The organism is Saccharopolyspora flava, assembly GCF_900116135.1.
In the GTDB taxonomy this organism is placed as follows: domain Bacteria; phylum Actinomycetota; class Actinomycetes; order Mycobacteriales; family Pseudonocardiaceae; genus Saccharopolyspora; species Saccharopolyspora flava.
In genome coordinates, this window is record NZ_FOZX01000001.1 from 1,341,177 (window position 1) to 1,365,721 (window position 24,545).

Annotated in this window: 24 protein-coding genes; 7 read left to right on the forward strand and 17 right to left on the reverse strand. The window is 71.8% G+C overall.

Annotated features, from left to right (window positions below; genetic code table 11):
• Positions 1-149 precede the first annotated feature (149 nt).
• Positions 150-1,001, forward strand: coding sequence for an inositol monophosphatase family protein (locus BM424_RS06145; protein ID WP_093414303.1), 852 nt, complete (start codon positions 150-152; stop codon positions 999-1,001).
• On the opposite strand, the gene BM424_RS06150 is transcribed toward BM424_RS06145, so the two are convergent.
• The 3 genes from BM424_RS06150 to BM424_RS06160 form a co-directional block, all read right to left on the reverse strand.
• Entirely contained in the window at positions 988-1,527 is a 540-nt protein-coding gene (locus BM424_RS06150; RefSeq protein WP_093414305.1) for a hypothetical protein, read from the reverse strand. The two genes, BM424_RS06145 and BM424_RS06150, sit on opposite strands and share 14 nt — an antisense overlap.
• Positions 1,528-1,652: 125 nt before the next feature.
• Positions 1,653-2,588, reverse strand: coding sequence for a 1,2-phenylacetyl-CoA epoxidase subunit PaaC (paaC, locus tag BM424_RS06155; RefSeq protein WP_093414307.1), 936 nt, complete (start codon positions 2,586-2,588; stop codon positions 1,653-1,655).
• A gap of 105 nt (positions 2,589-2,693) precedes the next feature.
• Entirely contained in the window at positions 2,694-3,191 is a 498-nt protein-coding gene (locus tag BM424_RS06160) for a DUF3592 domain-containing protein (RefSeq protein ID WP_245775624.1), read from the reverse strand.
• Positions 3,192-3,289: 98 nt separating this feature from the next.
• On the opposite strand from BM424_RS06160, the gene BM424_RS06165 reads away from it, so the two are divergent.
• The gene (locus BM424_RS06165) at positions 3,290-4,639 is read left to right on the forward strand and encodes an isochorismate synthase (protein WP_245775625.1); all 1,350 of its coding nucleotides are present in this window, start codon (positions 3,290-3,292) and stop codon (positions 4,637-4,639) included.
• Positions 4,640-4,643: 4 nt separating this feature from the next.
• On the opposite strand, the gene BM424_RS06170 is transcribed toward BM424_RS06165, so the two are convergent.
• Positions 4,644-6,197 (reverse strand): M1 family metallopeptidase, encoded by a 1,554-nt coding sequence (locus BM424_RS06170; RefSeq protein ID WP_245775626.1) that lies wholly within the window; start codon positions 6,195-6,197, stop codon positions 4,644-4,646.
• 332 nt (positions 6,198-6,529) lie between these two features.
• On the reverse strand, positions 6,530-8,230 hold the full coding sequence (gene menD, locus BM424_RS06175; protein WP_093414310.1) for a 2-succinyl-5-enolpyruvyl-6-hydroxy-3-cyclohexene-1-carboxylic-acid synthase: 1,701 nt from the start codon (positions 8,228-8,230) through the stop codon (positions 6,530-6,532).
• Positions 8,231-8,363: 133 nt separating this feature from the next.
• On the opposite strand from menD, the gene BM424_RS06180 reads away from it, so the two are divergent.
• The 3 genes from BM424_RS06180 (at position 8,364) to BM424_RS06190 (ending at position 11,910) form a co-directional block, all read left to right on the forward strand.
• On the forward strand, positions 8,364-9,287 hold the full coding sequence (locus tag BM424_RS06180) for a 1,4-dihydroxy-2-naphthoyl-CoA synthase (RefSeq protein WP_093414312.1): 924 nt from the start codon (positions 8,364-8,366) through the stop codon (positions 9,285-9,287).
• Positions 9,288-9,601: 314 nt separating this feature from the next.
• Complete coding sequence (menE, locus tag BM424_RS06185; protein ID WP_093414721.1) at positions 9,602-10,783, forward strand: o-succinylbenzoate--CoA ligase; 1,182 nt, start codon at positions 9,602-9,604, stop codon at positions 10,781-10,783.
• A 254-nt stretch (positions 10,784-11,037) separates the two neighbouring features.
• Positions 11,038-11,910, forward strand: coding sequence for a 1,4-dihydroxy-2-naphthoate polyprenyltransferase (locus BM424_RS06190; RefSeq protein WP_093414313.1), 873 nt, complete (start codon positions 11,038-11,040; stop codon positions 11,908-11,910).
• Positions 11,911-12,095: 185 nt separating this feature from the next.
• Here BM424_RS06190 and BM424_RS06195 read toward each other — a convergent pair whose 3' ends face one another.
• The 3 genes from BM424_RS06195 to BM424_RS29375 are packed head-to-tail and all read right to left on the reverse strand — an operon-like array spanning position 12,096 to position 14,152.
• Positions 12,096-12,653, reverse strand: coding sequence for a DUF3558 family protein (locus tag BM424_RS06195; RefSeq protein ID WP_245775627.1), 558 nt, complete (start codon positions 12,651-12,653; stop codon positions 12,096-12,098).
• A gap of 30 nt (positions 12,654-12,683) precedes the next feature.
• Positions 12,684-13,781, reverse strand: coding sequence for an L-cysteine desulfhydrase Cds1 (gene cds1, locus BM424_RS06200; protein WP_093414316.1), 1,098 nt, complete (start codon positions 13,779-13,781; stop codon positions 12,684-12,686).
• Entirely contained in the window at positions 13,778-14,152 is a 375-nt protein-coding gene (locus BM424_RS29375; RefSeq protein WP_342742593.1) for a DUF4229 domain-containing protein, read from the reverse strand. Before BM424_RS29375 ends, cds1 begins: the two co-directional genes overlap by 4 nt.
• Before the next feature lie 194 nt (positions 14,153-14,346).
• On the opposite strand from BM424_RS29375, the gene BM424_RS06210 reads away from it, so the two are divergent.
• Positions 14,347-14,571, forward strand: coding sequence for a BldC family transcriptional regulator (locus BM424_RS06210; protein ID WP_093414319.1), 225 nt, complete (start codon positions 14,347-14,349; stop codon positions 14,569-14,571).
• Between the two features lie 323 nt (positions 14,572-14,894).
• Positions 14,895-15,077 (forward strand): hypothetical protein, encoded by a 183-nt coding sequence (locus BM424_RS06215; RefSeq protein WP_093414723.1) that lies wholly within the window; start codon positions 14,895-14,897, stop codon positions 15,075-15,077.
• 266 nt (positions 15,078-15,343) lie between these two features.
• Here BM424_RS06215 and BM424_RS06220 read toward each other — a convergent pair whose 3' ends face one another.
• The 9 genes from BM424_RS06220 to BM424_RS06260 form a co-directional block, all read right to left on the reverse strand.
• Complete coding sequence (locus BM424_RS06220; RefSeq protein WP_093414321.1) at positions 15,344-16,840, reverse strand: MinD/ParA family ATP-binding protein; 1,497 nt, start codon at positions 16,838-16,840, stop codon at positions 15,344-15,346.
• 201 nt (positions 16,841-17,041) lie between these two features.
• Positions 17,042-18,040 carry a c-type cytochrome biogenesis protein CcsB gene (gene ccsB, locus BM424_RS06225; RefSeq protein WP_093414323.1) on the reverse strand — a complete coding sequence of 333 codons (999 nt, stop codon included), beginning with the start codon at positions 18,038-18,040 and terminating at the stop codon, positions 17,042-17,044.
• Complete coding sequence (resB, locus tag BM424_RS06230) at positions 18,040-19,662, reverse strand: cytochrome c biogenesis protein ResB (protein ID WP_093414325.1); 1,623 nt, start codon at positions 19,660-19,662, stop codon at positions 18,040-18,042. The genes ccsB and resB overlap by 1 nt, the downstream gene beginning before the upstream one ends.
• Positions 19,662-20,444, reverse strand: a complete 783-nt coding sequence (locus tag BM424_RS06235) for a cytochrome c biogenesis CcdA family protein (RefSeq protein WP_093414327.1) — start codon at positions 20,442-20,444, stop codon at positions 19,662-19,664. The genes resB and BM424_RS06235 overlap by 1 nt, the downstream gene beginning before the upstream one ends.
• 408 nt (positions 20,445-20,852) lie before the next feature.
• Entirely contained in the window at positions 20,853-21,440 is a 588-nt protein-coding gene (locus tag BM424_RS06240) for a TlpA family protein disulfide reductase (RefSeq protein WP_175547940.1), read from the reverse strand.
• Positions 21,437-22,081 carry a histidine phosphatase family protein gene (locus BM424_RS06245; protein WP_093414328.1) on the reverse strand — a complete coding sequence of 215 codons (645 nt, stop codon included), beginning with the start codon at positions 22,079-22,081 and terminating at the stop codon, positions 21,437-21,439. The genes BM424_RS06240 and BM424_RS06245 overlap by 4 nt, the downstream gene beginning before the upstream one ends.
• On the reverse strand, positions 22,078-23,427 hold the full coding sequence (hemL, locus tag BM424_RS06250; protein WP_093414330.1) for a glutamate-1-semialdehyde 2,1-aminomutase: 1,350 nt from the start codon (positions 23,425-23,427) through the stop codon (positions 22,078-22,080). Before hemL ends, BM424_RS06245 begins: the two co-directional genes overlap by 4 nt.
• 47 nt (positions 23,428-23,474) lie before the next feature.
• Positions 23,475-23,807 (reverse strand): hypothetical protein, encoded by a 333-nt coding sequence (locus BM424_RS06255; protein ID WP_093414332.1) that lies wholly within the window; start codon positions 23,805-23,807, stop codon positions 23,475-23,477.
• A gap of 13 nt (positions 23,808-23,820) precedes the next feature.
• A complete protein-coding gene (locus BM424_RS06260) occupies positions 23,821-24,456 on the reverse strand; it encodes a hypothetical protein (RefSeq protein ID WP_217649625.1) in 636 nt (211 codons plus the stop codon).
• Between the last annotated feature and the right edge of the window lie 89 nt (positions 24,457-24,545).

Below are 24,545 nucleotides of genomic sequence, written 5' to 3' on the forward strand. Positions count from 1 at the left end.
GAACAGCCGACGCGCATGTGACGCGCCCGCCAACGCCGGTCGAAGAGCGCCCCAACTCGGGCACCGGTCCGCAATCGTGGCCTGCGGCTCCACGGCCGGTCACCTCGGCGTTGCTGGCCGGTCACCCGCCGCGCGGAGGCTGGGGACGCATGACGGCCCTGCCAACTCCTCCCGCACAGATCGAACCTGCCCTGGTGTCACGGGCTTTCGAGGTCGCCGGACGGCTCGCCAACGACGCCGCCGACGTGATCATCGCGACGGCGGGGCGAGGGGCGCGGCCGGAACCGACCGAATCGCCGTTCGACTGGGTCACCGACACGGGCCGCACGCTGGAGCGGCACACCCGCCGCATCCTGGCCGACGAGTTCCCGGGCACCCCGGTGTTCGGCGAGGAGTTCGGGGAGGAGCCCAGCGGCCCGCCGCAGCAGGGCGGGGCGCGGTTCCGCTGGTCGGTCGACCCGGTCGACGGCACCGCCAACTACGTCGCCGGACTCCCCTGGTGCGCCTACAGCCTCGCGATGCTCGACGCGCACGGCCCGGTGGTGGGCGTGGTCGCCGACCCGTACCGCACCCAGATCTACGCGGCGGCGCGCGGCCGGGGGATGCGGGCGAACGGCACGCCGGTGCGGCTGCCGGAAGGCGGCGAGATCCGCGGCGGCATCGTGTGCACCGAGCTGACCCGCAACGGGCCGTGGCCGGGCATGGACCGGTTCATCACCAACGCCGCGTCCGCGCAGGTCGGCGTGCGCTTGCTGGGGTCGCCGGCGCTGGCCATCACGCAGGTCGTGCTCGGCCACGCGGTGGCGGCGGTGCTCGACGACTACCAGGAGTGGGACGTGGCCGGGGCGCTCGCGCTGGCCACCGAGGCGGGCGCCGCCGTCCTGAACCGGCGCGGCGAACCGGACCCGCTGCCCCGCGACGGCCTGCTCGTCGCCGCCCCCGGCGCGGCCGCCGAGGTGCACCGGTGGTGGCTGCAGGCCGCCGAGGTCACGACTGGCTGACCGGCTCCGGCAGCACCGTGGAGAGCGGCTTGACCAGCGGGAACCGGTCTCGCAGCTGCTGCGCGCGCTGGGGGTCGGGGTCCTCGACGAGGTCGAGCACCTCGGCGGTGGTCTCGGCGAAGCGGTGCTCGGCGGCGGTGAGCTCGGCCCGCACCCGGCGGGCTATCTCGACGTCGCGCGGCGTGCCTCCCAGGCCCCGGCCGAGCTCGGCGAACACGCGGAGGCTGGGCAGTTCGGCGTCCATCCGGCGGACGACGGTCTGCAGCAGGTTGCGGGCCCGCAGCGAGGACACGGCCTCCACGGCCCGGCCCGCCCGCAGCACCGCCTGCTCGCAGTGCTGCACGTGCGGCTCCCAGCCGTCCGGCTCGGGCCGGGGCCGCACGTCCGACGGGACGACCTCGGCCGGTCCGGCCGGTTCCTCCGGGACGTCTCCGCCCGGCGATCGGCGGCGCAGGGCGAGCACGACGCCCGCCCCGGCACCTCCCGCGATCAACGCCACGAGCACTTGCAACCAGATCTCGTCCATCCCAGTTGCGCCCTTCCACTAGACCCCGACGGGGAACGCGGAAGGCCCCCAGGCCAGTGCTTCCGGCGTTCCGATACCCCCTCGATCACTGTGCTCCGGGCCGGTGCTCATCGGCTTGCGGGGAACTACTCATCTTCGATTGCGTTTCCGACACTTCCCGCCCGTCCGGAGGGCTGCTGGGCCAGGCGCCCGCTCGCCAGCCCCGCCCTGGCCAGGTGCTGCAGGTCGGCGAGCAGGAACTCCAGGGCGCCGGTGTGGGCGCCGTCGCGGCCACCGGGCCGGGCGAACTCCCCGGACTCCTCGAGCGCCCCGAAGTGGGCCACCGCGGGCAGGCGGGCGATGGAGAGCACCTCGTCGAGGGACTGACCGACGCGGGCGCGCACGCGGGAGGGGTCGACGCCGCAGCCCGCCTCCGCCAGCCGCACCTCGACGGGGTGCGGGACGAACAGCTCGGCGGCCAGCGGCCACACCCGCTGCAGCCCTGCGGTCATCTCGCCGTCGGCGTCGCCGAGCTTGATGGCCCACTGGGCGGCGTGGTCGCGATGCCGGGCGAGCTCGGCCAGCGAGCGCGCGGCCAGCGTCGCCAGGACCGCGTCCGAGCTGCTCGCGAGCTCCTCGAACACCGCCTGGCGCCAGGTGGTGAACAGCAGCAGCCGGGCCACGGTCGTCGGGAAGTCCCCGCCCGGGCCGGGGCCGCAGTCGATCTCGGCCAGCCGCACGTTGCGGAACTCGGCGGGTTCGCGCAGGTAGGCGAGCCGGTCGGCGTCCGGCCGGCCGCTGACCTCGGCGGCGCGGCCGAGCAGGACCCGCGCATGCCCCAGCAGCTCGTGAGCGATCTCGCCGAGCGCGGCCGACTCCTCCAGACCCGCGCGCAGCCCCCACTCGGAGAGCCGGTGGGCGAGCAGGAGGGCGTCGTCGCCCAGCATCGTGCAGTACAGGGCCAGGTCGGCCGGGTCCACCTCGGCGGGGACCGAGCGGTCGACGGTGGCCAGGACCGGGGCTCCGAGCACCCAGCGCTGGTCCTCGGCTCGTTCTTCGGAGAGCGCTCTGTGGGTGTTCATGGCAACGACCTCGCAGACGCGGGGCCGGCTCGTCGACTCGTCGGCACCGACCCCCTTCGGCGGACACCCAGTCTGGCACCGGGCGCGTGCCGCCGGGAAGGGCCTTCAGTCCCGGTGCGATCTCCTGAGCAGCCAATACGTCGGCAGCAGCACCGCCCACAGCACGGCCAGCGAGCTGAGGACGGGCAGCAGCGAGATCAGCGCGGTGCGCCCGGCGACGCGCACCAGGTCGGGGTTGCGGGAGTCGTACTCGACGCGCACGAGCTGCCCCACCTGGAGGTCGGTCGGGTAGAGGACGCCGTTCGGCGGGATGTAGACGCGGCCGTCGGCGGTGTTGAACCGCACCACGGTCCGGGTGAGCGAGGTGTCCACGACCTCGGCGACCGCCTGGCCCCGGGACTCCACGATCGTGCGGTCGTTGATGAAGCAGGCTCCGATGATCGACAAGCCCATGACCGTGAGCAACACACCGGCGATGAGCACGCCGCGCGCCACCCGGCGGCGAACTCGCCCGGGCGAGGACTTCGGCGCCGCCTGGTCACCGTCCGTGTCGGATCCGGTCACCGGGTCGGCCGCGTCCTGGGTCACCGCGTCGCCTGCCACGGTGACCGATTGTAGGGGGATCGGCCCCGGGGGACTCGTGTCGAGTGCCACGCGGCGGCTCAGCCCACTCGAACGGCCACGCCGAATACGCTCCAAGCGTGGCGACTACATCCCGGCGGCTGATGGCGCGCACCCGCAGGCTCGACCCGGCCGACCCCCGGCACGACCGGCCGCTGCTGGACCTGCTGCCCGGCGGCGAGTCGCTGAGCTGGGTCCGCGCGGGCGAAGGCCTCGTCGGCTGGGGCTGCGCGGCCCGTCTGGACACCTCCGGCGCCGGACGGTTCGCCGACGCCGACTCCTGGTGGCGGCGGCTGTGCGGGCACATCGACGTCGACGACGCGGTGGGCTTGCCGGGCTGCGGTCCGGTGGCCTTCGCGAGCCTGGCCTTCGCCGACGTGCCGGGCGACTCGGTGCTGGTGCTGCCCGAGGTGATCATCGGCGAGCGCGACGGCGTCCGCTGGATCACCACCGTCGGCGAGCCGGGTGCCGCCGAGCCCACCACCGGCGACCCGGAGCCGGTGCACCAGCCGGGCACGGTGTCCTACAGCGACGGGTGGCTGTCGGCCACGGGCTACCGGCAGGCGGTGGCCGAGGCGGTGCGCCGGATGCGGTCCTCCGGAGACGAGCTGCGCAAGATCGTGCTCGCCCACGATCTGCTCGCCAACACCTCCGAACCGCTCGACGAGCGGTTCCTGCTGCACAACCTGGCCGCGCGCTACGACACCTGCTGGACCTTCGCGGTGGACGGGCTGGTCGGCGCCACCCCGGAGCTGCTGCTGGAGCGGCGCGGCTACGAGGTCCGCTCGCGAGTGCTGGCCGGCACCGCCTGGCCGCACCCGGGACGCACCGACGACGAGATCGCCGCCGAGCTGCTGAGCTCGGAGAAGAACCGCAGCGAGCACTCCTACGCCGCCGAGTCGCTGGCCGAGTCGCTGCGCCCGTTCTGCAGCGAGCTGTCGGTGCCCTCGGCGCCGTCGGTGCTGCGGCTGCGCAACGTGCTGCACCTGGCGACCGACGTGGAGGGCAAGCTCGCCGACACCCCCACCGGGTCGGATCCCGGCAGGCCGAACACCGACGGGGCGGGCCTGCTCACGATGATCGAGGCGGTGCACCCGACCGCGGCGGTCGGCGGCACGCCCACGGCCGCCGCGGTCCCGGTGATCGCGGAGCTGGAGGGCATGGATCGCGGCCGCTACGCGGGCCCGGTCGGCTGGATCGACGGCGCGGGCAACGGCGAGCTCGGCATCGCCCTGCGCTGCGGTCAGGTCGAACGGCCGGGCTCCGGCGCGGAGAGCCCCGCCGGAGCGGGCTCCGGCGGGGCTCGTGGTGGTCGTGTCCGGTTGTTCGCCGGGGGCGGGATCGTCCCCGACTCCGATCCCGACCTCGAAGTGGCCGAGGCCGAGGCCAAGCTCCTCCCGGTGCGCGAGGCGCTGGAAGGGGTTCTCTAGCCGGTCAGTGCTCGTGCAGGTGCGCGTGCGCGCGGTCGATCTCGGCCACGGCCGGCGGCGCGGGCACGTTCTCGCGGGCGGCGCTGGCGGCGACGCCGGTGGCCGGGTTCACCGCGGGCTTGCCGGGGGTGAACAGCCAGGCGTTGAACACGTCGTCGAGCTGCTTGCCCGACTTCTGCTCCGCCAGCGCGATGAACTGCTCGATGGTGCCCGTCGAGTCCCGGTGCTCGGCGGCCCAGGTGCGGGTGATGTCCGTCATCACCTCGTCGCCGACGACGTTGCGCAGCGCGTGCAGCGCCATCGCTCCCCGGTCGTAGACGGCCTCGTGGAACACGTTCTCCGCGCCCGGGTCACCGGGCAGGACCTGCCAGAACGGGTCGTCGGCCGGGTGCGCGTTGTAGTAGTGGTCGAACAGCTCCTGGGTGGTGCCGGTGCCGTGCGCCTCCGACCACAGCCACTCCGCGTAGGACGCGAATCCCTCGTTGAGCCAGATGTCGCGCCAGGTGTCGACCGCCACCGAGTCGCCGAACCACTGGTGGGCGTTCTCGTGCACGACCACCGACACGTTCGCCGCGTCCTGGAAGAACAGGTGGCTGTAGGTCGGCCGGGTCTGGTTCTCCAGCGCGAAGTTCAGGCCCTCGGACGGGACGACACCGCCCTGCGCGGACACCGGGTACTCGCCGAACAACCCGCTCAGGAAGTCCAGGACCTCCGGGGTCCGCTCGATGCTCGCCTTCGCCGGGCCGGCCAGCGGGCCGAGCTCGTCGGAGTAGGCGGTGATGAACGGCTGGCCGAAAGCGCCTGTCTTGCCGACGATCTCGTACTGGCCGATGGCCATGAACGCCAGGTAGGTGGCGGTCGGTTCGGTGTTGCGCCAGTTCCAGGTGGTCCAGCCGGCGAGGCTGCTGCGGCGGGTGTTCACGCCGTTGGAGATGGCCTCGGTGCCGTCGGGCACGGTGATGGCCACGTCGTAGGTCGCCTTGTCGCGCGGGTGATCGTTGCCGGGGAACCACCAGGAGGAGATCTCCGGCTGGCCGATCGCCAGCGCCCCGTCGGCGGTGCGCACCCACGGGTTGAAGCCGTTGACGTCGGCCGTGGAGGGAGTTCCCTCGTACTCCACGACGAACGTCGCCATCTCGCCCTCCGGCAGCGTGTCCGGCGGGGTCACGGTCATCTCCAGGCCGTTCTGGGAGAACTGCGCCGGAGCGCCGTTGACCAGCACGGACTTGGCGGTGAGCGCGAAGTCCAGGTTGAAGGCCGTCAGGTCCTGCGTGGCGGTGGCGACGATCGTCGCGGTGCCCTGCAGGTGGTCGTCGGCCGGTTGGTAGCGCAGCTGCAGGTCGTAGTGCGACACGTCGTAGCCGCCGTTGCCGTAGCCCGGGAAGTAGGGGTCTCCCGCTCCCGGAGCGCCCGGTCCCGCGGCTCCCGCCAGCGCCGGCGCGGCGAACACCGCGCTCGCGCAGCAGGCCGCGATCACCGCGCGCAGGCTCTGCCGCTTCAGCGCCCCGCCGCGCCGGGTCGTGCGGCCCCGCCGGGCCACCTCGCTGCCTCGAATCACCCTGCCACCTCCTCGAACTTCTGGTCCGATCAGCAGAGTAGGCAACCGCGTTCACACCCGGCGGGCTTTTCGAGCCGAGTTTTTCCCATCACCACACGGAAAAACGCGAATGCACACCAATGGAGGACGACCTTCGCCATCGCCCGAGCGGGTCACGCGACTCGCGTCCGGCCACAGCGTCCGGTCGCAGTGCCCGATCACGGTCCGATCGCACGGCGCAGCACCGAACGCGTTTCGCGTTCACCGCGCACGAATCGTTCCTCCCTGCAACGGCTTTCACCCACGACGTGCGGACCGGCCCGCGCAGACGTCCCGCTCCGCGCAGGCGGGTTTTACCCGAGCAGCGCGGACCGCACCGCCGCGTGCAGCCGCTGGTGCACCGCGCGCAGCTCGTCGCGGTCGGCGCGCACCTCGACCACGCGCAGGCCCGGCTTCGGCCGCAGCGCTTCGCGCAGCTCGGCGTGCCCCGGGACCTGGACGTGCTCGACGCCGTGCGCCGCGCACAACCGGCCCAGGTCGGTGCCGTGCGGCGTGCCGAAGACGCGGTCGAAGGAGTCGGCGTGCTCCGGCCCGCCCTGCTCCAGCAGGCTGAAGATGCCTCCCCCGTCGTCGTTGAACACCACGATGGTCAGATCCGGCCGCTGCTCGTACGGGCCGAGCACGAGGCCGTTGCTGTCGTGCAGGAACGTCAGGTCGCCCAGCAGCGCGTAGGCCGGGCCGCCGTGCCCGGCGGCCGCGCCGAGCGCGGTCGACACGGTGCCGTCGATGCCGGCCGCACCGCGGTTGCGGTGCACCAGCACGTCCGGCCGCTGCCGCGCGGCGAGCGCGACGTCGCGGCTCGGGTTCGACGACCCGAGCACCAGCAGCGCGTTCTCCGGCAGCGAGTCGACGACCTCGCGCGCCACCGCGGGACCGTTCGGCCACCGCTCCAGGTCGAGGGCGGCGTGCAGCGCGGCCGAGACCTTCTGGTCGGCCTGCTGCCAGGCGGTCAGCCACTGCGGGTCCACCGTCCCGGGCCCGCTCAGGTCGGGTCCGGCGCCGAAGGTCTCCGCGACCTCGCGCACGTTGTGCGCCGGCGCGGGCCAGTCGCCCCCGCCCCGGTCGATCCCGCCGTGCGCCAGCAGCACCTCCACCTCGGTGTCGGCCAGCAGTCGCTGCACCTGGCGGAACACCGTCGGGCGCCCCACGCAGAGCACCTGCTCCGGGCGGTGTTCGCGGACGAACTCGGGCAGGTTGAGCAGCCACATGCCCGTGCTGATCGCGGCCGTGCCGGACACGCCGACGCCACCGACCTCCGACAGCACGGGCCAGCCGTAGCGCTCGCCCCACGCGCTGGCGGCCTCGGCTCCCCAGTCGCCGACCAGCACCAGCCCGCGACCCGGCCGCAGCCGGGACAACGAGCTCGGCCCCGCACCGCGATCGGCGACCTCGGTCCACCGCTCCCCGCCGGGACGACCCTCCAGCGACTCGAACCACTCGGTGTCGCCGTCGGGCACCAGCGGCTCGCGGAACGGCACGTTGAGGTGCACCGGGCCCCCGCGCAGGCCACCGGCGGCCGCGCCCCAGGCGCGGCAGACCTGGCTGCGCCAGTAGGCGTTCTGCCCCGCCCGCGACTCGGCCACGCCGAGCTCGTCGAACAACCGCACCTCGCTGCCGTACAGCCGGTGCTGGTCGATGGTCTGGTTGGCGCCCGCCGCGCGCAGCTCCGGCGGCCGGTCGGCGGTGATCACCAGCAGCGGAACACCCGAGTGGTAGGCCTCGCTGACCGCCGGGTGCAGGTTGCTCGCGGCCGTGCCGGAGGTGCAGAACACCGGGACCGGCCGGCGCGTGCGCGCCGCCAAACCGAGCGCCAGGAAACCCGCGCTGCGCTCGTCGATCCGGACGTGCAGCCGCAAGCGCGCTGCGTGCGCGGCCCGATGCAGAGCGTAGGCGAGAGGTGCGTTGCGGGATCCCGGGGCGAGCACCGCGTGGCGCACCCCGTTCCGGACCAGTTCATCGACGATGACCTCGGCCTGGGCTGTGGACGGGTTCAACCGATCACCTCTGAAATCGCCTGGCGGACAACGGAGAAGGGCCCGCGGTGACCTTCTCCGGCGTCCACGCAAGCGCCGGGGGACCGCGGGGAGGACCCCGCGCCGAGCACTTGCTACCCCTATTGTCCCAGGTGTGCAGAATCCCGTTGTGTCTGAGCTGTTTGATCCGAAGTTGTGGGAGCCGGTCGAGGGCTTCGACTTCACCGACATCACCTATCACCGCTGCGTCGAGGACGGCCCCGGCAAGGGCACGGTGCGCATCGCCTTCGATCGCCCCGAAGTCCGCAACGCCTTCCGGCCGCACACCGTCGACGAGCTCTACCGCGCCCTGGACCACGCGCGGATGACGAGCGACGTCGGCTGCGTGCTCATCACCGGCAACGGCCCGTCCTCCAAGGACGGCGGCTGGGCCTTCTGCTCCGGCGGTGACCAGCGCATTCGCGGCCGCTCCGGCTACCAGTACGCCGGGGGCGAGACCGCCGAGACCGTGGACCCCGCCCGCGCGGGGCGGCTGCACATCCTGGAGGTGCAGCGGCTGATCCGGTTCATGCCCAAGGTGGTCATCGCCGTGGTGCCGGGGTGGGCCGCCGGTGGCGGGCACAGCCTGCACGTGGTGTGCGACCTCACCCTGGCCAGCGCCGAGCACGCCATGTTCAAGCAGACCGACGCCGACGTCGGCAGCTTCGACGGCGGTTTCGGCTCGGCCTACCTGGCCCGCCAGGTGGGGCAGAAGTTCGCCCGCGAGATCTTCTTCCTCGGGCGCCCCTACACCGCCCAGCAGGCCCACGAGATGGGCATGGTCAACGAGGTCGTCCCGCACGCCGAGCTGGAGGCCACCGCTCTGCAGTGGTCCCGGGAGATCAACGGCAAGTCCCCGACGGCGCAGCGCATGCTCAAGTACGCGTTCAACGCCATCGACGACGGGCTGGTCGGTCAGCAGCTCTTCGCCGGTGAGACCACCCGGCTCGCCTACATGACCGACGAGGCCGTCGAGGGCAGGGACGCGTTCTTGCAGAAGCGGGACCCCGACTGGTCCGCCTTCCCCTGGTACTTCTGAGACCTCCCACTCCTCGTCGGGCAGCACGCCGGACAGCAGCAGACCCCGAGGGTCCTGCTCGTCCGGCGTCTCCCGCTCGGGCCCGGCCGGGCGGGCCCGCTCCTCGTTCACGTCCCCCGCCCCTCCAGCAGGAGTCCCGCTGAAGACGGGGATGACCAGCACGAACACCAGGAACATCGCCTTCTCCTTCCGCTCACCTCCACAACATCGGCCGATCCTTTCGAACACTTGATCGCTCGAACAGGTGAGCTAGTGGCGAACCTCTCGGCGGCCCGACCACCCCGCCGCGGGGCACCGCGCCGAGAATGGAGCTCATGCCGAACGCCCGGGACCTGCAGCCGCTCGACGTGCCACCGGGAACCGGAGCGTTTGAGGTGCTGCCCGCCCTCCGCCGCGCGCTGGACGGCGACGGCCCCGCCCTGCTGCCGGTCGCCGCCGACGCCCCCGAGGAAGCGCAGCGCCTGGTCACCGCCCTGGGCGGCCCGCTCAACCCGGGCGAGGACGCCGAGGACGACCCGACGGCGCTGGTCATCGCCACCTCCGGATCCACCGGCGTCCCCAAGGGGGTGCTGCTGCCGGCGAGCGCGCTGCGCGCCTCCGCCGAAGCCACCCACCGCAGGCTCGGCGGGACCGGTCACTGGCTGCTGGCCATGCCGGCCCACCACGTCGCGGGTGTCCAGGTGCTGGTCAGGTCCCTGCTCGCGGGCACCCGGCCGCACGCGGTCGACACCTCGGGCGGCTTCCGCCCGGACGCCTTCGCCGAGGCCGCGCGGCCGGTGCTGGCCGCGGACGGCCCGCACTACACGGCCCTGGTGCCGACGCAGCTGTCCCGGCTGATCACCGACGGCGGCGCGGGCCTGACCGCGCTGCGCGAGTTCGACGCGGTGCTGCTCGGCGGCGCCGCCACGCCTCCGGCGCTGCTCGCCGAGGCCCGGGAGCGCGGGGTGCGGGCGACCACCACCTACGGCATGAGCGAGACGGCGGGCGGCTGCGTCTACGACGGCGTCCCGCTGGACGTGGCGAAGGTCGACGTCGAGGGCGATCTCGGCCCGATCCGGCTGGCCGGGCCGATGCTGGCCCGGGGCTACCGCAACCAGCCCGAGGCCGAGGCGTTCGCCGGGGGCTGGTTCCGCACCGGCGACCTCGGCCGCTTCGACGGCGGCAGGCTGGAGGTCCTGGGCCGCGCCGACGACGTGATCATCACCGGTGGCGAGAAGGTCGCCCCGCTGCCGGTCGAGCGGGTCCTCACCGAGCAGCCCGGCGTCCGGGAGGCCTGCGTGCTCGGCGTGGACGACGCCGAGTGGGGCCAGGCCGTGGTGGCCGCGATCGTGCCCGACCCGGACGCAGGACCCGACGTCGAGGCCCTCCGGGCCGCCGTCCGGGCGCGCCTGGGCCCCGCCGCCGCACCGAAGCGCATCGCCCTCCTCGACGAGCTGCCGCTGCGCGGCCCGGGCAAACCGGACCGCCGCGCCCTAGCCGCCCAGCTGACCTGCTGAATAGTGTTCCGTGGTCGCTTTGCTCAGCGGTGCGGGTAGCGGAACCTGAGCGCTTCCGTGGACTCCGTGCGCCGCTCCTTATGTATGCCAATACACGGCGTCCCGGCGTACTCGCCACGAAAGCGCTCAGAACCCGCGGCGGTGCAAGCGCCTTAGGTGGTGAAAGAGAAAGCACCTCCGGTGCTTGCCTCAGCGGCCTGAACCCAACCGCCCTGCTAGCCGCGCCGCATCGCCGGTGAGCGAAGATGAGGCTCATGGCGACTGTTTCGCAATGGATCGAAGGTGCCCGGCTGCGCACCTTCCCGAATGCGATCGCGCCGGTGCTGGCCGGAACCGGCGCCGCCGCGGGAGTGGACTCGTTCGACCCGCTGATCGCGCTGCTGGCCCTGGTGGTGGCCTTGAGCCTGATCATCGGGGTCAACTTCGCCAACGACTACTCCGACGGCATCCGCGGCACCGACGACTCGCGCGTGGGCCCGTTCCGGCTGGTCGGATCGCGCTCGGCGCGGCCCGCCTCGGTGCGCAACGCGGCGTTCGCGTGCTTCGGGGTGGCCGCGGTGTCCGGGCTCGGCGTCGTGGCGCTGAGCGGCCAGTGGTGGATGCTGGCGATCGGCGCGCTGTGCATCGCGGGCGCCTGGTTCTACACCGGCGGCAGCAAGCCCTACGGCTACGCGGGCCTGGGCGAGGTCGCGGTGTTCGTCTTCTTCGGCCTGGTCGCGGTGCTGGGCACGATGTTCGTGCAGGCCGGGACCGTCTCGGGCTTCGGCATCGGCGCCGCGGTGGGCGTCGGTTCGCTGTCCTGCGCGGTGCTGGTGGCCAACAACCTCCGCGACATCCCCTCCGACCGGGTCACCGGCAAGCGGACCCTGGCGGTGATGCTCGGCGACCGCGACACCCGCACCTTCTACACGGCGCTGGCGCTGGTCCCGTTCGTGATCACGGTCCTGATCGGGCTGCGCAACTCCTGGGTCCTGCTGGGCTTCCTGGCCCTGCCGCTGCTGCTGATCCCGCTGCGCGCGGTCATCCGAGGAGCCACCGGCCGCTACCTCATCCCCGCCGTCCGCGACACGGGTTTCGCCATGCTCGCCTGGGGCGCCATCACCGGCGCAGCCCTGGCCTTCGGCTAACCGTCAGGCAACCGCCGAAGGCGGTTTCTCAGTACCCCAAGCAAGCAACTGGCACCGCCGCGGGTTCTGAGCGCTTTCGTGGCGAGTACGCCGGGACGCCGTGTATTGGACATACATAAGGAGCGGCGCACGGAGTCCACGGAAGCGCTCAGGTTCCGCTACCCGCACCGCCACGCAAAAAGACCCTAGAAAACCCCGGGCAAAAGATACTGAGTTACGTCTGAGGCTGTGCGGCATAGGTCCGAGTCCGTCTCTCCGGAGATCACCGACACCTGCAGGGTGGCCTCGGTGACCGGGGCGTAGACGGTGCAGTCGGAGGTCCGCAGGACCTTGGTGCCGCGCACCGGGCCGAGCTCGATCTCGTCGGTGCCCAGGTCGGCGAAGCCGGGGGCCTGCGCGCCGATCAGGACTTGGCGTCCGCCGGTGCGGGAGTCGAAGGCGCAGCCTCGCACCTGCGGTTCGACGCCGACCTCGCGGGGTTTGCCGGGCTCGACGTCGAAGGCGAGCTTGGCGATCTCGTCCGGCCGCAGGAGCCCGCACAGGTCGGCGGCGGACAGGGTTCCCAGCTTCCGCCGCTGCTCGGGCGGCACCTCGCGGGTGATCGACGGGGTGGTGCTGGTCTCGGCGGTCTCCTCGGAGGTGCTGGGTTCGGAGGAGGGCGGTGCGGGCACGACCTGCTCGACCGCGCTGCACCCGGCGAGCGCGGTGCAGGCGACGGCACTGATGAGCAGGCGCTTGATCACCGGACCTCCTCCGCGAATGATCGACGCGCCCTAGTCTGCCTGGAACTCGCCGGTGGCGTGGAAGCGGTCCAGGACCTTGCGCGGGGCTTCCAGGTCCAGGCCCTGCTCGGCGACCCAGTCGTCGTCGAAGTAGGTGTGGGTGTAGCGCTCGCCGCCGTCGCAGAGCAGCGTGACGATGCTTCCGGTGCGGCCTTGCACGAGCATCTCGGAGATCAGCGCGAACACGCCCCACAGGTTGGTGCCGGTGGAGCCGCCGACGCGGCGGCCGAGGACGTGCTCGGTGCAGCGGATGGTGGCGATGGAGGCCGCGTCCGGGACCTTGATCATCCGGTCGATGGCCTGCCCGACGAAGGACGGTTCGACGCGCGGCCTGCCGATGCCCTCGATGCGCGAGCCGGTGTCGCTGGTCATCGACGGGTCGCTGTCGCGCCAGGCCTCGAAGAACACCGAGCGCTGCGGGTCGACGACGGCCAGCCGGGTGCCGAGCCTGCGGTAGCGCAGGTAGCGGCCGATGGTGGCGCTGGTGCCGCCGGTGCCGGCGCCGACCACGATCCAGGCGGGTTCGGGGTGCGGTTCGAGCGCCAGCTGGTCGAAGATCGACTCGGCGATGTTGTTGTTGCCGCGCCAGTCGGTGGCCCGCTCGGCGTGGGTGAACTGGTCCATGAAGTGGCCGCCGAGTTCGGCGGCGAGCCGTCGCGATTCGGTGTAGATCGCGCCGGGCTCGTCCACGAAGTGGCAGCGACCGCCCTGCCACTCGATCAGCGCGACCTTCTCGGCGCTGGTGGAGCGGGGCATTACGGCGATGAACGGCAGCCCGAGCAGGCGGGCGAAGTAGGCCTCGGACACGGCCGTCGAGCCCGACGAGGCCTCGATCACCGGTGTGTTTTCGGTCACCCAGCCGTTGCAAATGGCGTAGAGGAACAGGGATCGGGCCAGTCGGTGCTTGAGCGAACCGGTCGGATGTGTTGACTCATCCTTGAGGTAGAGGTCGATCCCCCACTCCGCGGGCAGCGGGTAGCGCAGCAGGTGGGTGTCGGCGCTGCGGTTGGCGTCGGCCTCGATGATCCGGACGGCTTCGCTGACCCACGCCCTGGTGCGCTCGCAGGAGCGGTCGATGTCGCTGGTCATTCGGCGTCCGCCGGGGCGTCGCCGCGCAGCTCGGCGCGCAGCCGCTCGCGGCGCTTCCTGCGGTCCTCGGTGCGCTCGGCCATGCCGATCGCGACCCGGCGCCGCAGCCGGCCGAAGACCAGCAGCGACAGCGGCATGACCACGACCACCGAGACGGCGATCGCGACCAGCACCGGCACCTGGGCCAGCATCAGCAGCGCGGCGACGACCGCGACCAGGCCGAACCGCGCGACGGTGTAGATCGCGATGTCGCGGGCAAGGTTGGGCTTGACCTCGGACGTCCCGCCGGTCGGCTGCTCGGCGCCCGCTTCGGGAGCGGTCGCTGTGGTCGCCTCGGACTCGCCGGTCGTCGTCTCCTGCTGTTCCCGCACGTCATCCAGGGTAGAGCACTCGCGGAACGGCCCGGCCCGGCGGAGGGGGCCCGGGACGGCCATCGCCCGATGCGCCGTTTTCGTCCCTTACCTTCCCTTTACCTAAACCCAAACGTTCGAGTACCTGGCCCCTCAAGTGCCACGATGCGACCGGAATGCCCGAATACCAGTTAACGCAAAAGTGGAGGTCACCTGTGACCGCGTCGACTCAGCAGCCTCGCCAGAACGGTCAGGAGCAGCTCCTCACCCCGGGTGAGGTCGCGGCGCTCTTCCGGGTCGACCCCAAGACCGTGACCCGATGGGCGACCGCCGGCCGGATCGGTTCCATCCGGACCCCCGGTGGTCACCGTCGTTTCCGCGAGTCTGAGGTCCGCACCCTGCTGGCCGAGCTGACCAACGATGTGAACCGCACCGCCTGACCTGGTCCGGCAGCGGGGAACATCTCCGAAGCGGCGCGGAAGTCAACGCTGCGGTGCCGTCGGGACCACTCCCCAAGACCCCTCGTGGTGGGTGCCCCGCACACCGCGGCAAGCGCCGAAGGACGTTGTCGCAACAGTCGAGAATCACTGCACCAGTCGAAGATCGCTGGGCGGCCGGCCGATGACGACCGCCGCCCCTGGTGACGCCTCGCATACCCGCGAGGCGTCACCAGGGGCCCGCTCGAAAACCGGACACCTCCGGCAAAGACGTCACCCGTTCTGATTGGCTAATCTCGTAAGCGGAACGGTTGGAGGTGCCCTCGATGATCTACGTCCTCGCCGCGATCGGCGCGCTCACCATCGCTGTGCTGATGTGGAAGGCCTTCGGCCCCCAGGTCACCCCAGCACGCCCGCGCAGAGCGTCCGTCGCGCCCGACGACGACCCGGAATTCCTCCGCAGGCTCGCCGAGCAACAGCGCAAGAACAAGCCCCAAGACGAGGACTGACCAACCCCACACACGTCAGGCAAGCGCCGAAGGCGCTTTCTCAGTACCCCACCTGAGCAACCGGCACCGCCGCGGGTTCTGACACGTCTTCTGGGGAGGACAGCCGACGCGTCGTGTATTGGCATACATAAGCCTCGGATCCCGGAGCCAGAAGGCGTGTCAGGTTCCGCTTCTGGCACCGCCAAGCAGGGTGACCACAGAGTAGTTTCACTAAACGAAACCCCAGCCCACCCGCACCAAAAAGGCGCAGAGGGACCGCAGAAGCTCTACCCCTGAGACCCCTGCCGCCCAGAAGCCTGCGGGAAGTCATCGGCGACCATCGCAGCCAACTCCAGCAAAGCCATGCGAGTAGGAGCAGCCAGCTGGTCGAGTTCGACCTCGGCGCCCTCTTCCAGATGCGGGTCGAACGGGATGCGCGAGACCGCGCGGCAGCGGGCCGCGAAGTGGGCGCCGAGCTTGTCGACGTCGACCTTGCCGGAGGCCGGCCGCACCGAGTTGATCACGGCGACGGAGCGCGAGACGAGATCGCCGTAGCCGTGCGCGTCCAGCCAGTCCAGGGTCGCGGAGGCGCTGCGGGCGCCGTCGAGGGAGCTGGAGGAGACGATCACCAGCGAGTCGGCGACGTCGAGCACGCCCTTCATCGCCGAGTGCATCAGGCCGGTGCCGCAGTCGGTGAGCACCACGTTGTAGAAGTGCTCGAGCAGCGTCACCGTGCGCCGGTAGTCGTCCTCGCTGAAGGCCTCGGAGACGGCCGGGTCCTGCTCGCTGGCGAGGATCTCGAGCCTGCTCGGGCCCTGGGAGGTGTAGGAGCGGACGTCGCTGTAGCGGCGGATCCGGTGCGCATCGCGCAGCAGGTGCCGGACGGTCGCGGTGGTCTCCAGCGGGATCTTCTGGCTCAGCGTGCCGCGGTCCGGGTTGGCGTCGACCGCGATGACCCGGTCGCCGCGCAGCGAGGCGAACGTGGCGCCGAGCGTGGCGGTGGCGGTGGTCTTGCCGACGCCGCCCTTGAGGCTGAGCATCGCGATCTTGTAGCAGCCCTGCAGCGGCTGGTTGACGCGCGCGATGAGCTCGCGGCGCTTGCGGTCGGTCGGCCCCTCGCCGAGGTTCACGGTCTTGCCGCTGGCCACGTAGAGGGCTTTGCGCCAGCCGGACTGCGGCGGTCGCTTGGTCTGCCGCAGCAGCTGCGCCGAGGACAGGTCAGCGTTCGGCTGCGGTCCCTGCGGCGGCTGCGGTCCCTGCTGGGGACCCTGCTGCTGGGGCGGGTAGGGCTGGCCGGTCGGGAAGGGCCCGGACGGTCCGCCGGACACGGGCGCGTAGGGGCTCACCGGGAACGGCCCGGAGCCGCCTTCGGCGACCGGGTGCGGGCCCGAGGAGACCGGGTACGGCCCGGACTGGCCCGGCCACTGCTGCTGAGGCTGCTGCGGCTGGGCCTGCTGCTGAGGCTGGGCCTGCTGGGGCTGGACCGGCGCGTGCGGCCCGGACTGGGACGGGTCGGGGTACACGGGCGCTCCGCTCGAGTAGTACGGCTGCGGAGCCTCCGCGACCGGGTAGGGACCGGAGACGTCCGGCTGCGACGGGTCCACGTACGACGGCTCGGGGTGCTCCGGAACCGGCTTCGGCTGCTGCGGCCGGGTTTCCGGCTCGGTGTAGGCACCGCCGCCGTTCTTGCCGGTCTCCGCCTCGGTGCCGGCCGGGCCGTCGGCCTGCGGCGCGGTGGCATCGATGTCGCGCCGCGTCTCGGGCTCTTCGTACTGTCCCGTCACCGTCGCCGTCCCTCCCACGTTCGAGCCGGGCCCCTCATGTTCGAGCGGGCCCCACTTCGGCAAAACCTAGTGCCACCCGTACCCCCTAGTCACCATAGGTGGCGGGTAGGCGCCTCGGTTCTCCCGGACACCAAACGCGATGCACGCCACGACTGCGAGCCGAACGCGCCGTCGCGCTGCTGCGAACGCCGGATCGGGTGCTCACAGACCGGCGTAGGAGTGCAGTCCCGTCACGACGAGGTTCACGAAGAACAGGTTGAAGATCATCACGGCCAGGCCGAGGATGTTGATCCACGCCGAGCGCACCCCGCGCCATCCCGCGGTCGCGCGGGCGTGCAGGTAGGCGGCGTAGACGATCCAGGCGATGAACGCGCAGGTCTCCTTGGGGTCCCAGCCCCAGAAGCGGCCCCACGCGGCCTCGGCCCAGATGGCGCCGGCGACGATCGCGAACGTCCACACCGGGAAGATGATCACGGTGGCGCGGTAGGCCATCCGGTCCAGCGCCTGGCTGGTGGGCAGCCGCGACCCGAACTTCGCCATCTTCAGCGGGTTGTTCTCGTACCGGCTGCGCAGCAGGTAGAGGATGCTGGCGACACCGGCGAACAGCAGCGCACCGCTGGAGACGATCGCGGCGGCGACGTGGATGATGATCCAGTACGACTGCAGCGCGGGCTGCAGCGGCGCGGCGTCGGCGTAGAGCACGGTGCCGGACAGGAACAGCAGCAGCGTCACCGGCAGCATCAGGAACCCGCCGAGCCCGCGCAGCTGGGCCGGGGTGGCGTCGCGGCGGGAGTTGCGCAGCTGCCGGAACAGCACGATCAGCCAGGCCACCACGGCCGCCAGGCAGATCGCCGAGCCGAACTCGTACATGTTGCCCCACGGCACCCGGCCGGTCGCCAGACCGCGGGTGAGCAGGGACCCGAAGTGCACCAGCGCGCCGAGGACCGTCATCGACACGGCCATGCCGCCCAGCCGCTCGGCCAGCGGGCGCTTCGGCGCGGACGGCACGTGGCCGACGACGTCCTTGGCGTCCGAGGACTTCTCGGCGCCGACCAGCGCGGCCTCCCGCGCCTGGGCCGCGGTCGCGACCCGGCCCAGGGCGAACTCGCCGAAGTACAGCAGCATCGACGCGATGTAGATGACCACCGAGGTGGCGTAGGCCATGTCGCTGTAGTTGGACAGCGTCTGGTTGACCGGCATCAGCTCTTCCTTTCGCGCGCGGTCCCTGCGTCCGCGCGTGGCTGGGGCGAGTGGTCGACATCCGCGCCGAGCAGGTCGTCGGCGATCCGGGCGAATTCCTCGCCGTACCCGGCCTGGTCGGTGCGGGCGAGCCCGCCGACCTCGACAACGGTACGCGCGGAGCCGTTTTCGCCGGGTTCCGGGTGCGGAGCGGCCCGCACCCAGATGCGACGGCGCTTGACGATCAGCGAGGTGCCGAGCCCACCGATGATGAGCACCGCGAAGGCCAGCACGTAGTTCTGGGTCGGGTCGTGCGAGATCTGCAGGTTCGCCCAGCGCTCGACGCCGTCGAAGCGGACGGTGGTGCCGTCGTCGAGGCGGATCTCCTGGCCGACGCGGACGTTCTCGCGCGCGACCCGCTTGAGCCTGCCCTGCTGCACCATCGACTGGTCCACGCCGAAGATCGACTGCCCGCGCCCGGAGTCCAGGCCCAGGTCGCCGCGCATCACGTCGATGGCCGCGGTCGGGTCCAGCAGGTCCGGGAAGCCGGAGCTGAGGATCTTGCCGTCGAAGGCGGCGGTCGGGGCGAACAGACCGGTGATGGCCAGCTGGTTCTGCCTGCGCTGCACCTCGTCGGTGATGCCCGGCGGGTCGAACTTGGTCGCGCCCTGCGAGAGCATCGTCTGCGGCGACATCGGCTGCCACTGCACCAGCCCGGTGCGCTGCTGGCCGTCGGGCCAGGTGACGGTGAACCGCGGCGCGTAGCCGTTACCGGTCAGGTAGACCCGGTCACCGGCGGTGCGCAGCGGGTGGTTGACCTGCAGGTCGTAGGGCTTCCAGGTGTTGCTCTCCAGGTCGTCGCCGGACTGGTACTGCATGCCGACGTGGTAACCGGCGACCTGGCCGTTGGGCTGGTACTTGACGTTGAAGTCGTCGACCTTGACGCAGAACGGGGACAGCTGGGTGCCGTCGACCGACAGGCCCGCGCGGAACGAGTCGTAGTTGTAGGTCCCGGAGTTGCAGAACTCGGAGCCGTCGGCGAGCACGATGACCTGGCCCTCGTAGCCGTAGAGCTTGCCGCCCGCCAGGCCGATCAGCAGCCCGACCAGCGCGAAGTGGAACACCAGGTTGCCGACCTCGCGGAGGAATCCGCGCTCGGCGCTGATCGAGCGGGCCCCGTCGGCTTCGGTGTGCTCGACCATCCGCCAGCCGCGCAGCCGCTTCTTGGCATCGTCGATGGCCTCGTCGACCGAGGTGTCCAGGGTCTTCTCGGCGTGGTGCGGCAACCGGGACAGGTTGCGCGGCGTGCGGACCGGCTTGCTGCGCCACTGCTTGTAGTACTCCCAGCAGCGCGGCAGCAGGCAGCCGATCAGCGAGATGAACAGCAGCACGTAGATCGAGGCGAACCAGACGGAGCTGAACACCTCGAACATGCCGATCTTGTCCAGCAGCGGCGCGATGTCCGGGTAGTCCTGGAAGTACTTGTCCACTTCGGACTGGTTCAGCGAGCGCTGCGGGATCAGCGCACCGGGCAGCGCGGCCAGCGCCAGCAGGAACAGCAGCACCAGCGCGGTGCGCATCGACGTCAGCCCGCGCCAGGTGTTGCGCAGGAAGGCCAGGGCGGTTCGGAGGTGATCGCGCATCAGATCGGCGTCTCGAAACCGGCGATCGGACCACGAAGCATCGAGATCAGCTCTCCCCACAGACCGGTGACGAGCAGCAGGCCCACCACCACCAGCAGCACTCCACCCGCGATCTGGATCGCGCGTCCACGTCGCCGCAGCCAGCCCGCGCTGCGCACCGCCCAGCGGGCGCCCAGCGCCAGCAGGACGAACGGAACGCCGAGACCGATGCAGTAGGCCAGCACCAGCAGGATTCCGCGCAGCGCGGTGCCGGTGTCCACATCGGTGCCCGCGGCGACCGAGATGACGCCCACCAGAGTCGGTCCCAGGCACGGCGTCCAGCCGAGGCCGAACACCGCGCCGAGCAGCGGCGCGCCCCACACCCCGGCGCGGGGCACGCGGTGCACGCGCACGTCCCGCTGCAGGGCGGGGATCAGGCCGAGGAACACCAGGCCCATCGCGACGGTGACGACACCGCCGATGCGCTGCAGCAGCAGCTCGTTGGTCAGCAGCGCGTCGGACAGGCCGAGCAGCAGCAGCGCCCCGGCGGCGAACACGACGCTGAAACCGGCCACGAACAGCAGCGCGGCACCGGCCACCCGCCAGCGACCGCGCCGGTCCTGCTCGGCCTCGGCCTCGTCGACCGGCGGCGCGTCGGCACCCACGACCCCGGCGAGGTACGCCAGGTAGCCGGGGACCAGCGGCACCACGCAGGGCGAGGCGAAGCTGATCGCCCCGGCGAGCGCCGCGATCGCCGCCGCGAACAGCAGCGGTCCGGACGCGGCGAGCTCGGTGGGGTTCACGCCTCGAGGGTAGGAAAGGCGACCTCGCGCTCACGCACCGGGCTCGGTGAACCGGCCCACAAACGCCCAGGTGAACGCGACGCCCAGGCACGAACCGCGCACCGGGAGGACGTTGGTCCCGCCGATTTCAGGACCAACGTCGCCCCTCGGGAGACAGGTGTCACACAACGTCAGGCAACCGGCGAAGCCGGTTTCTCACTACCCCACCTCAGACGCTTGCACCGCCGCGGGTTCTGACACGTCTTCTGGGGAGGACAGCCGACGTGTCGTGTATTGGCATACATAAGCCTCGGATCCCGGAGCCAGAAGGCGTGTCAGGTCTGGCACCGCCAAGCACGGTGACCACAGAGTCTTGTCAGTGGACGGAACCGCATCTGCCGCCAGCAGACGGGACAACGGAGCAGTCCCTCACGCAGGCTCGGAGGCGATCTTCTGGACCTCGGGGAGCAGTTCGCTCTGCAGCATCTCGGTCAGGAAGATCGCGGCGACCCGGTGCTGCCGGTCCAGCACGATCGTGGCCGGGACGGTGCTGCGCGGGAACTGGCGCAGCGACAGCAGCGTCCGGCCCGCCGGGTCGAAGATCGACGGGTAGGTCAGGCCGCGGTCGCGATGGAAGTCCGCCGCCGCGCTCTGGCTGTCCCGGACGTCGATGCCGAGCACCTGCACGCCCTGCGGGCCGAGCTTGTCCTGCACGGCCTGCAGGTCGTCGGCCTCCGAGCGGCACGGGCCGCACCAGGAGCCCCAGATGTTGAGCACCACGACCTGGTTCGGGAAGTCCTGGATGCCCAGCTGCTTCCCGGGCATGAGCAGGTCGTCGCCGGACAGCGAGCTGATCTTGCCGCGCTGATCGGCCGGGTAGAAGATCCGCGTCTGCCCGCCGGGCGAGACGAAGGTGAACTCGCCACCGGCCTTGTTCGTGTCCTCCTGGGCGGCGCAGCCGCCCAGCATCGCCAGCACGGCCGTGATCAGGCCGAGCCGCACCAGAAGCTTCCTCATGCGCCCGTCACTCTCGGATCGGTGCCACCGGCGGGTTCCACGTAGGCCACCCGCACCAGTTCTTCGCCGCGGAACACCAGCGTCGTCAGCGACGCCAGCGAGCACTGCCTGCGCCGGGGGTCGTGCCACATCGGCTTGCCCTCGACGTAGCGGCGCAACGTCCAGATCGGCAGCTGGTGCGACACGCACACGGCTTCGCGGCCGTAGGCGGCGGCCCGCGCGCGGTGCGCGGCGCCGAGCATCCGGTGCGCGATCTCCAGGTAGGGCTCGCCCCACGACGGCTCGAACGGGTTCCACAGCTTCGGCCAGTGCCGCGGCGAGCGCAGCGCGCCGTCGCCGACGGAGACCTTCAGGCCCTCGAAGCGGTTGTCGGCCTCGATGAGCCGGTCGTCGGTGGCGACCTCGGTCTGGAACATCGCGCCCAGCGGGCGGGCGGTCTCCTGCGCGCGCTGCAGCGGCGAGGCGATCACGCGGGCGATGTCGTGGCCGGAGAGGAACTCCGCGACGAGCTTGGCCTGCTGCTCACCCCGGTCGGAGAGCCGGTAGCCGGGGAGGCGGCCGTAGAGGATGCCCTCCGGGTTGTGCACCTCGCCGTGGCGGAGGAAGTGCACGAGGGTCTTCTCGCCCTGGGGCTCGCTCATCGGGACGCCTCCGGCGCGGTCGCGGCGGCTGCGGCGCGCGCGGCGTGCGGCAGGGCCTCGGCGATCTGCTCGAACGCGGCGTCGTCCATCGCCGCGTTGACGAACCAGGTCTCGAACGCGCTCGGCGGCGGGTAGATGCCGCGCGAGAGCAGCTCGTGGAAGAACGGCGGGAAGCGCCAGGTCTGCTGGGCCTGCGCCTGCTCGTAGTCGTGCACCGGCGTCTCGCTGAAGAAGACGCTGAGCATGTTGCCCGCCGAGGCGATCTGGTGCGCCACGCCCTCGGCGCTCAGCGCGGAGCCGATCAGCTCGCGCAGCCGCTCGGCGTTGCGGTCCAGCGCCGCGTACACCGAGGCGTCGGCGGCGCGCAGGTTCGCCAGGCCGGAGGCGACGGCGATCGGGTTCCCGGCCAGCGTGCCCGCCTGGTAGACGGGGCCCGTCGGCGCGAGCCGCTCCATCACGTCGGCGCGACCGCCGAACGCGGCGGCGGGCAGGCCACCGGACATGACCTTGCCGAAGGTGTAGAGGTCACCGGCGACGCCGTCGATGCCGAACCAGCCCGCTGCGGAGACGCGGAAGCCGGTCATCACCTCGTCCATGATCAGCAGCGAGCCGTTCGCGCTGGTCAGCTCCTTGAGCGCGGCGTTGAAGCCGGGCAGCGGAGCGACCGTGCCCATGTTGCCCGCGGCGGCCTCGGTGATCACGCAGGCGATCTCGTCGCCCTGCTCGGCGAAGACCTGCCGCACGGCCTCGACGTCGTTGTAGGGCAGCACGAGGGTGTCGGCGGCCTGCGCGCCGGTCACGCCCGGCGAGGTCGGCAGGCCCAGGGTCGCGACGCCGGACCCGGCGGCGGCCAGCAGCGCGTCCACGTGACCGTGGTAGCAGCCGGCGAACTTGACGATCTTCTGCTTGCCGGTGAAGGCGCGGGCGAGCCGCACCGCGCTCATCGTCGCCTCGGTGCCGGAGTTGACCAGCCGGACCTGCTCGACCGGCTCGACCCGGTCGATGATCTCCTGCGCCAGGTCGATCTCACCGACGCCGGGCGTGCCGAAGGACGTGCCGTGCACGGCCGTGTCGCGCACCGCGGCGACGACGTCGGGGTGGGCGTGCCCGTTGATCATCGGGCCCCAGGAGGAGACGAGGTCGACGTAGCGGTTGTCGTCGGCGTCCCAGAGGTAGGCGCCCTCGCCGCGCACCATGAACCGCGGCGTGCCACCGACGGACTGGAAGGCGCGGACCGGGGAGTTGACGCCGCCGGGCGTCACCGCCTGCGCACGCTCGAACAGCTGCCGCGACTGCGGAGCCGGATCGTCGTGCCGGGTCGAAGCGGAGTTCGCAGAAGCTGTCACGTTCCCCAGTCTGACACTCCCGGGAGTGTGGCCGGGCGCACCCCGACCTAGTCGCGCCCGGCCCGGGCGGCGAGGACGACCTGGCGCACGGCGTCGATGAGCAGCAGCCCGGCGAGGGTCGCGGCGATCACCGAGCCCGACAGCCAGCTGCCGACCGAGCGGGTCACCACGTCGACGGCGCCGTGCGGCCCGGGCAGGTAGATGGTCACCACGCCGCGGCCCCACGCCCACCAGGCCAGCAGCCCGAGGGCGACCGCGACGACCAGTTCGATCCCGGCCACCGCCGCCCGCCACGGCTGGTTGAGCCGGCCACCGGCGCGTTCCGGTTCGGCATCGCCGTCGAGCTTCGGCCCGTCGGCGGGCCACGGTTCGGCAGTCACGGCGGAAAGCGTCTCACATCCCGCGCTCGTCCAGGACCGCGCTGATCCGGTCGGTCCGCTCCGCGTGTCGGGCCGCCTCGTGGGAGAGGTGACCGAGCAGCCGGTAGATGCGCTCGTGGTACTCGGGCAGGTCGAGGTAGAAGATCGGCTCGTGGTGCATGACCCGGTTGCGGAAGTCGAGCATGCCCATGAAGTCCTGGTGCAGCGCGGAGCGCGGGCCGCTGTAGTGCGGGAACGCCCGGTGCGCCGCGGGAACCCAGATCTGCCGGTCGTGGGTGCGGCTGAGCAGCGAGACCCAGAACCCGAAGGTCAGCTCGGCGACCACGTCGTCGGGGGTGGAATCGGCGCGGCGCTCGACCTTGCGCCTTGCCCGGCCGATCTTGAACTTCGCGTTGTCGGCCAGCTGCGCGGACTTCCACCAGTCCGCCCGCCCGAAGCGCTCCCGGAGCCGGTGGTGCAGGGCGTTGCGCAGCGACACCTCGAGCCAGTGCAGCGGACCGTAGAAGGCCGCCGAGACCTGCACGTTCCAGTCGTAGAGGCGGACTGCCTCGTCGACCTCACCGCCGGTCCGCTTGAGGTAGCGGTCGAAGCGGGATTCCGAGAGCAGTTCCCGCACCCACCCGGGCAGTTCGACGTCGTCGCTGCTCACGGAGCTTTCCTTCCGGCCGCTGCGGATCTCGTGCTAGCGTGGTGGACGTAGGCCCCGGGTTCGCCTCTGCTTCGGCACGCCGCCCGGGG

Bases quoted from the DNA above. Each gene is read 5' to 3' on its own strand.
- BM424_RS06240 (WP_175547940.1), bottom strand. From the start codon at position 21,440: ATGAGGAAGCTTCTGGTGCGGCTCGGCCTGATCACGGCCGTGCTGGCG.
- resB (WP_093414325.1), bottom strand. From the start codon at position 19,662: ATGCGCGATCACCTCCGAACCGCCCTGGCCTTCCTGCGCAACACCTGG.
- BM424_RS06190 (WP_093414313.1), top strand. From the start codon at position 11,038: ATGGCGACTGTTTCGCAATGGATCGAAGGTGCCCGGCTGCGCACCTTC.
- BM424_RS06215 (WP_093414723.1), top strand. From the start codon at position 14,895: ATGATCTACGTCCTCGCCGCGATCGGCGCGCTCACCATCGCTGTGCTG.
- paaC (WP_093414307.1), bottom strand. From the start codon at position 2,588: ATGAACACCCACAGAGCGCTCTCCGAAGAACGAGCCGAGGACCAGCGC.
- ccsB (WP_093414323.1), bottom strand. From the start codon at position 18,040: ATGCCGGTCAACCAGACGCTGTCCAACTACAGCGACATGGCCTACGCC.
- menE (WP_093414721.1), top strand. From the start codon at position 9,602: ATGCCGAACGCCCGGGACCTGCAGCCGCTCGACGTGCCACCGGGAACC.
- BM424_RS06245 (WP_093414328.1), bottom strand. From the start codon at position 22,081: ATGAGCGAGCCCCAGGGCGAGAAGACCCTCGTGCACTTCCTCCGCCAC.
- BM424_RS06145 (WP_093414303.1), top strand. From the start codon at position 150: ATGACGGCCCTGCCAACTCCTCCCGCACAGATCGAACCTGCCCTGGTG.
- BM424_RS06150 (WP_093414305.1), bottom strand. From the start codon at position 1,527: ATGGACGAGATCTGGTTGCAAGTGCTCGTGGCGTTGATCGCGGGAGGT.
- cds1 (WP_093414316.1), bottom strand. From the start codon at position 13,781: ATGACCAGCGACATCGACCGCTCCTGCGAGCGCACCAGGGCGTGGGTC.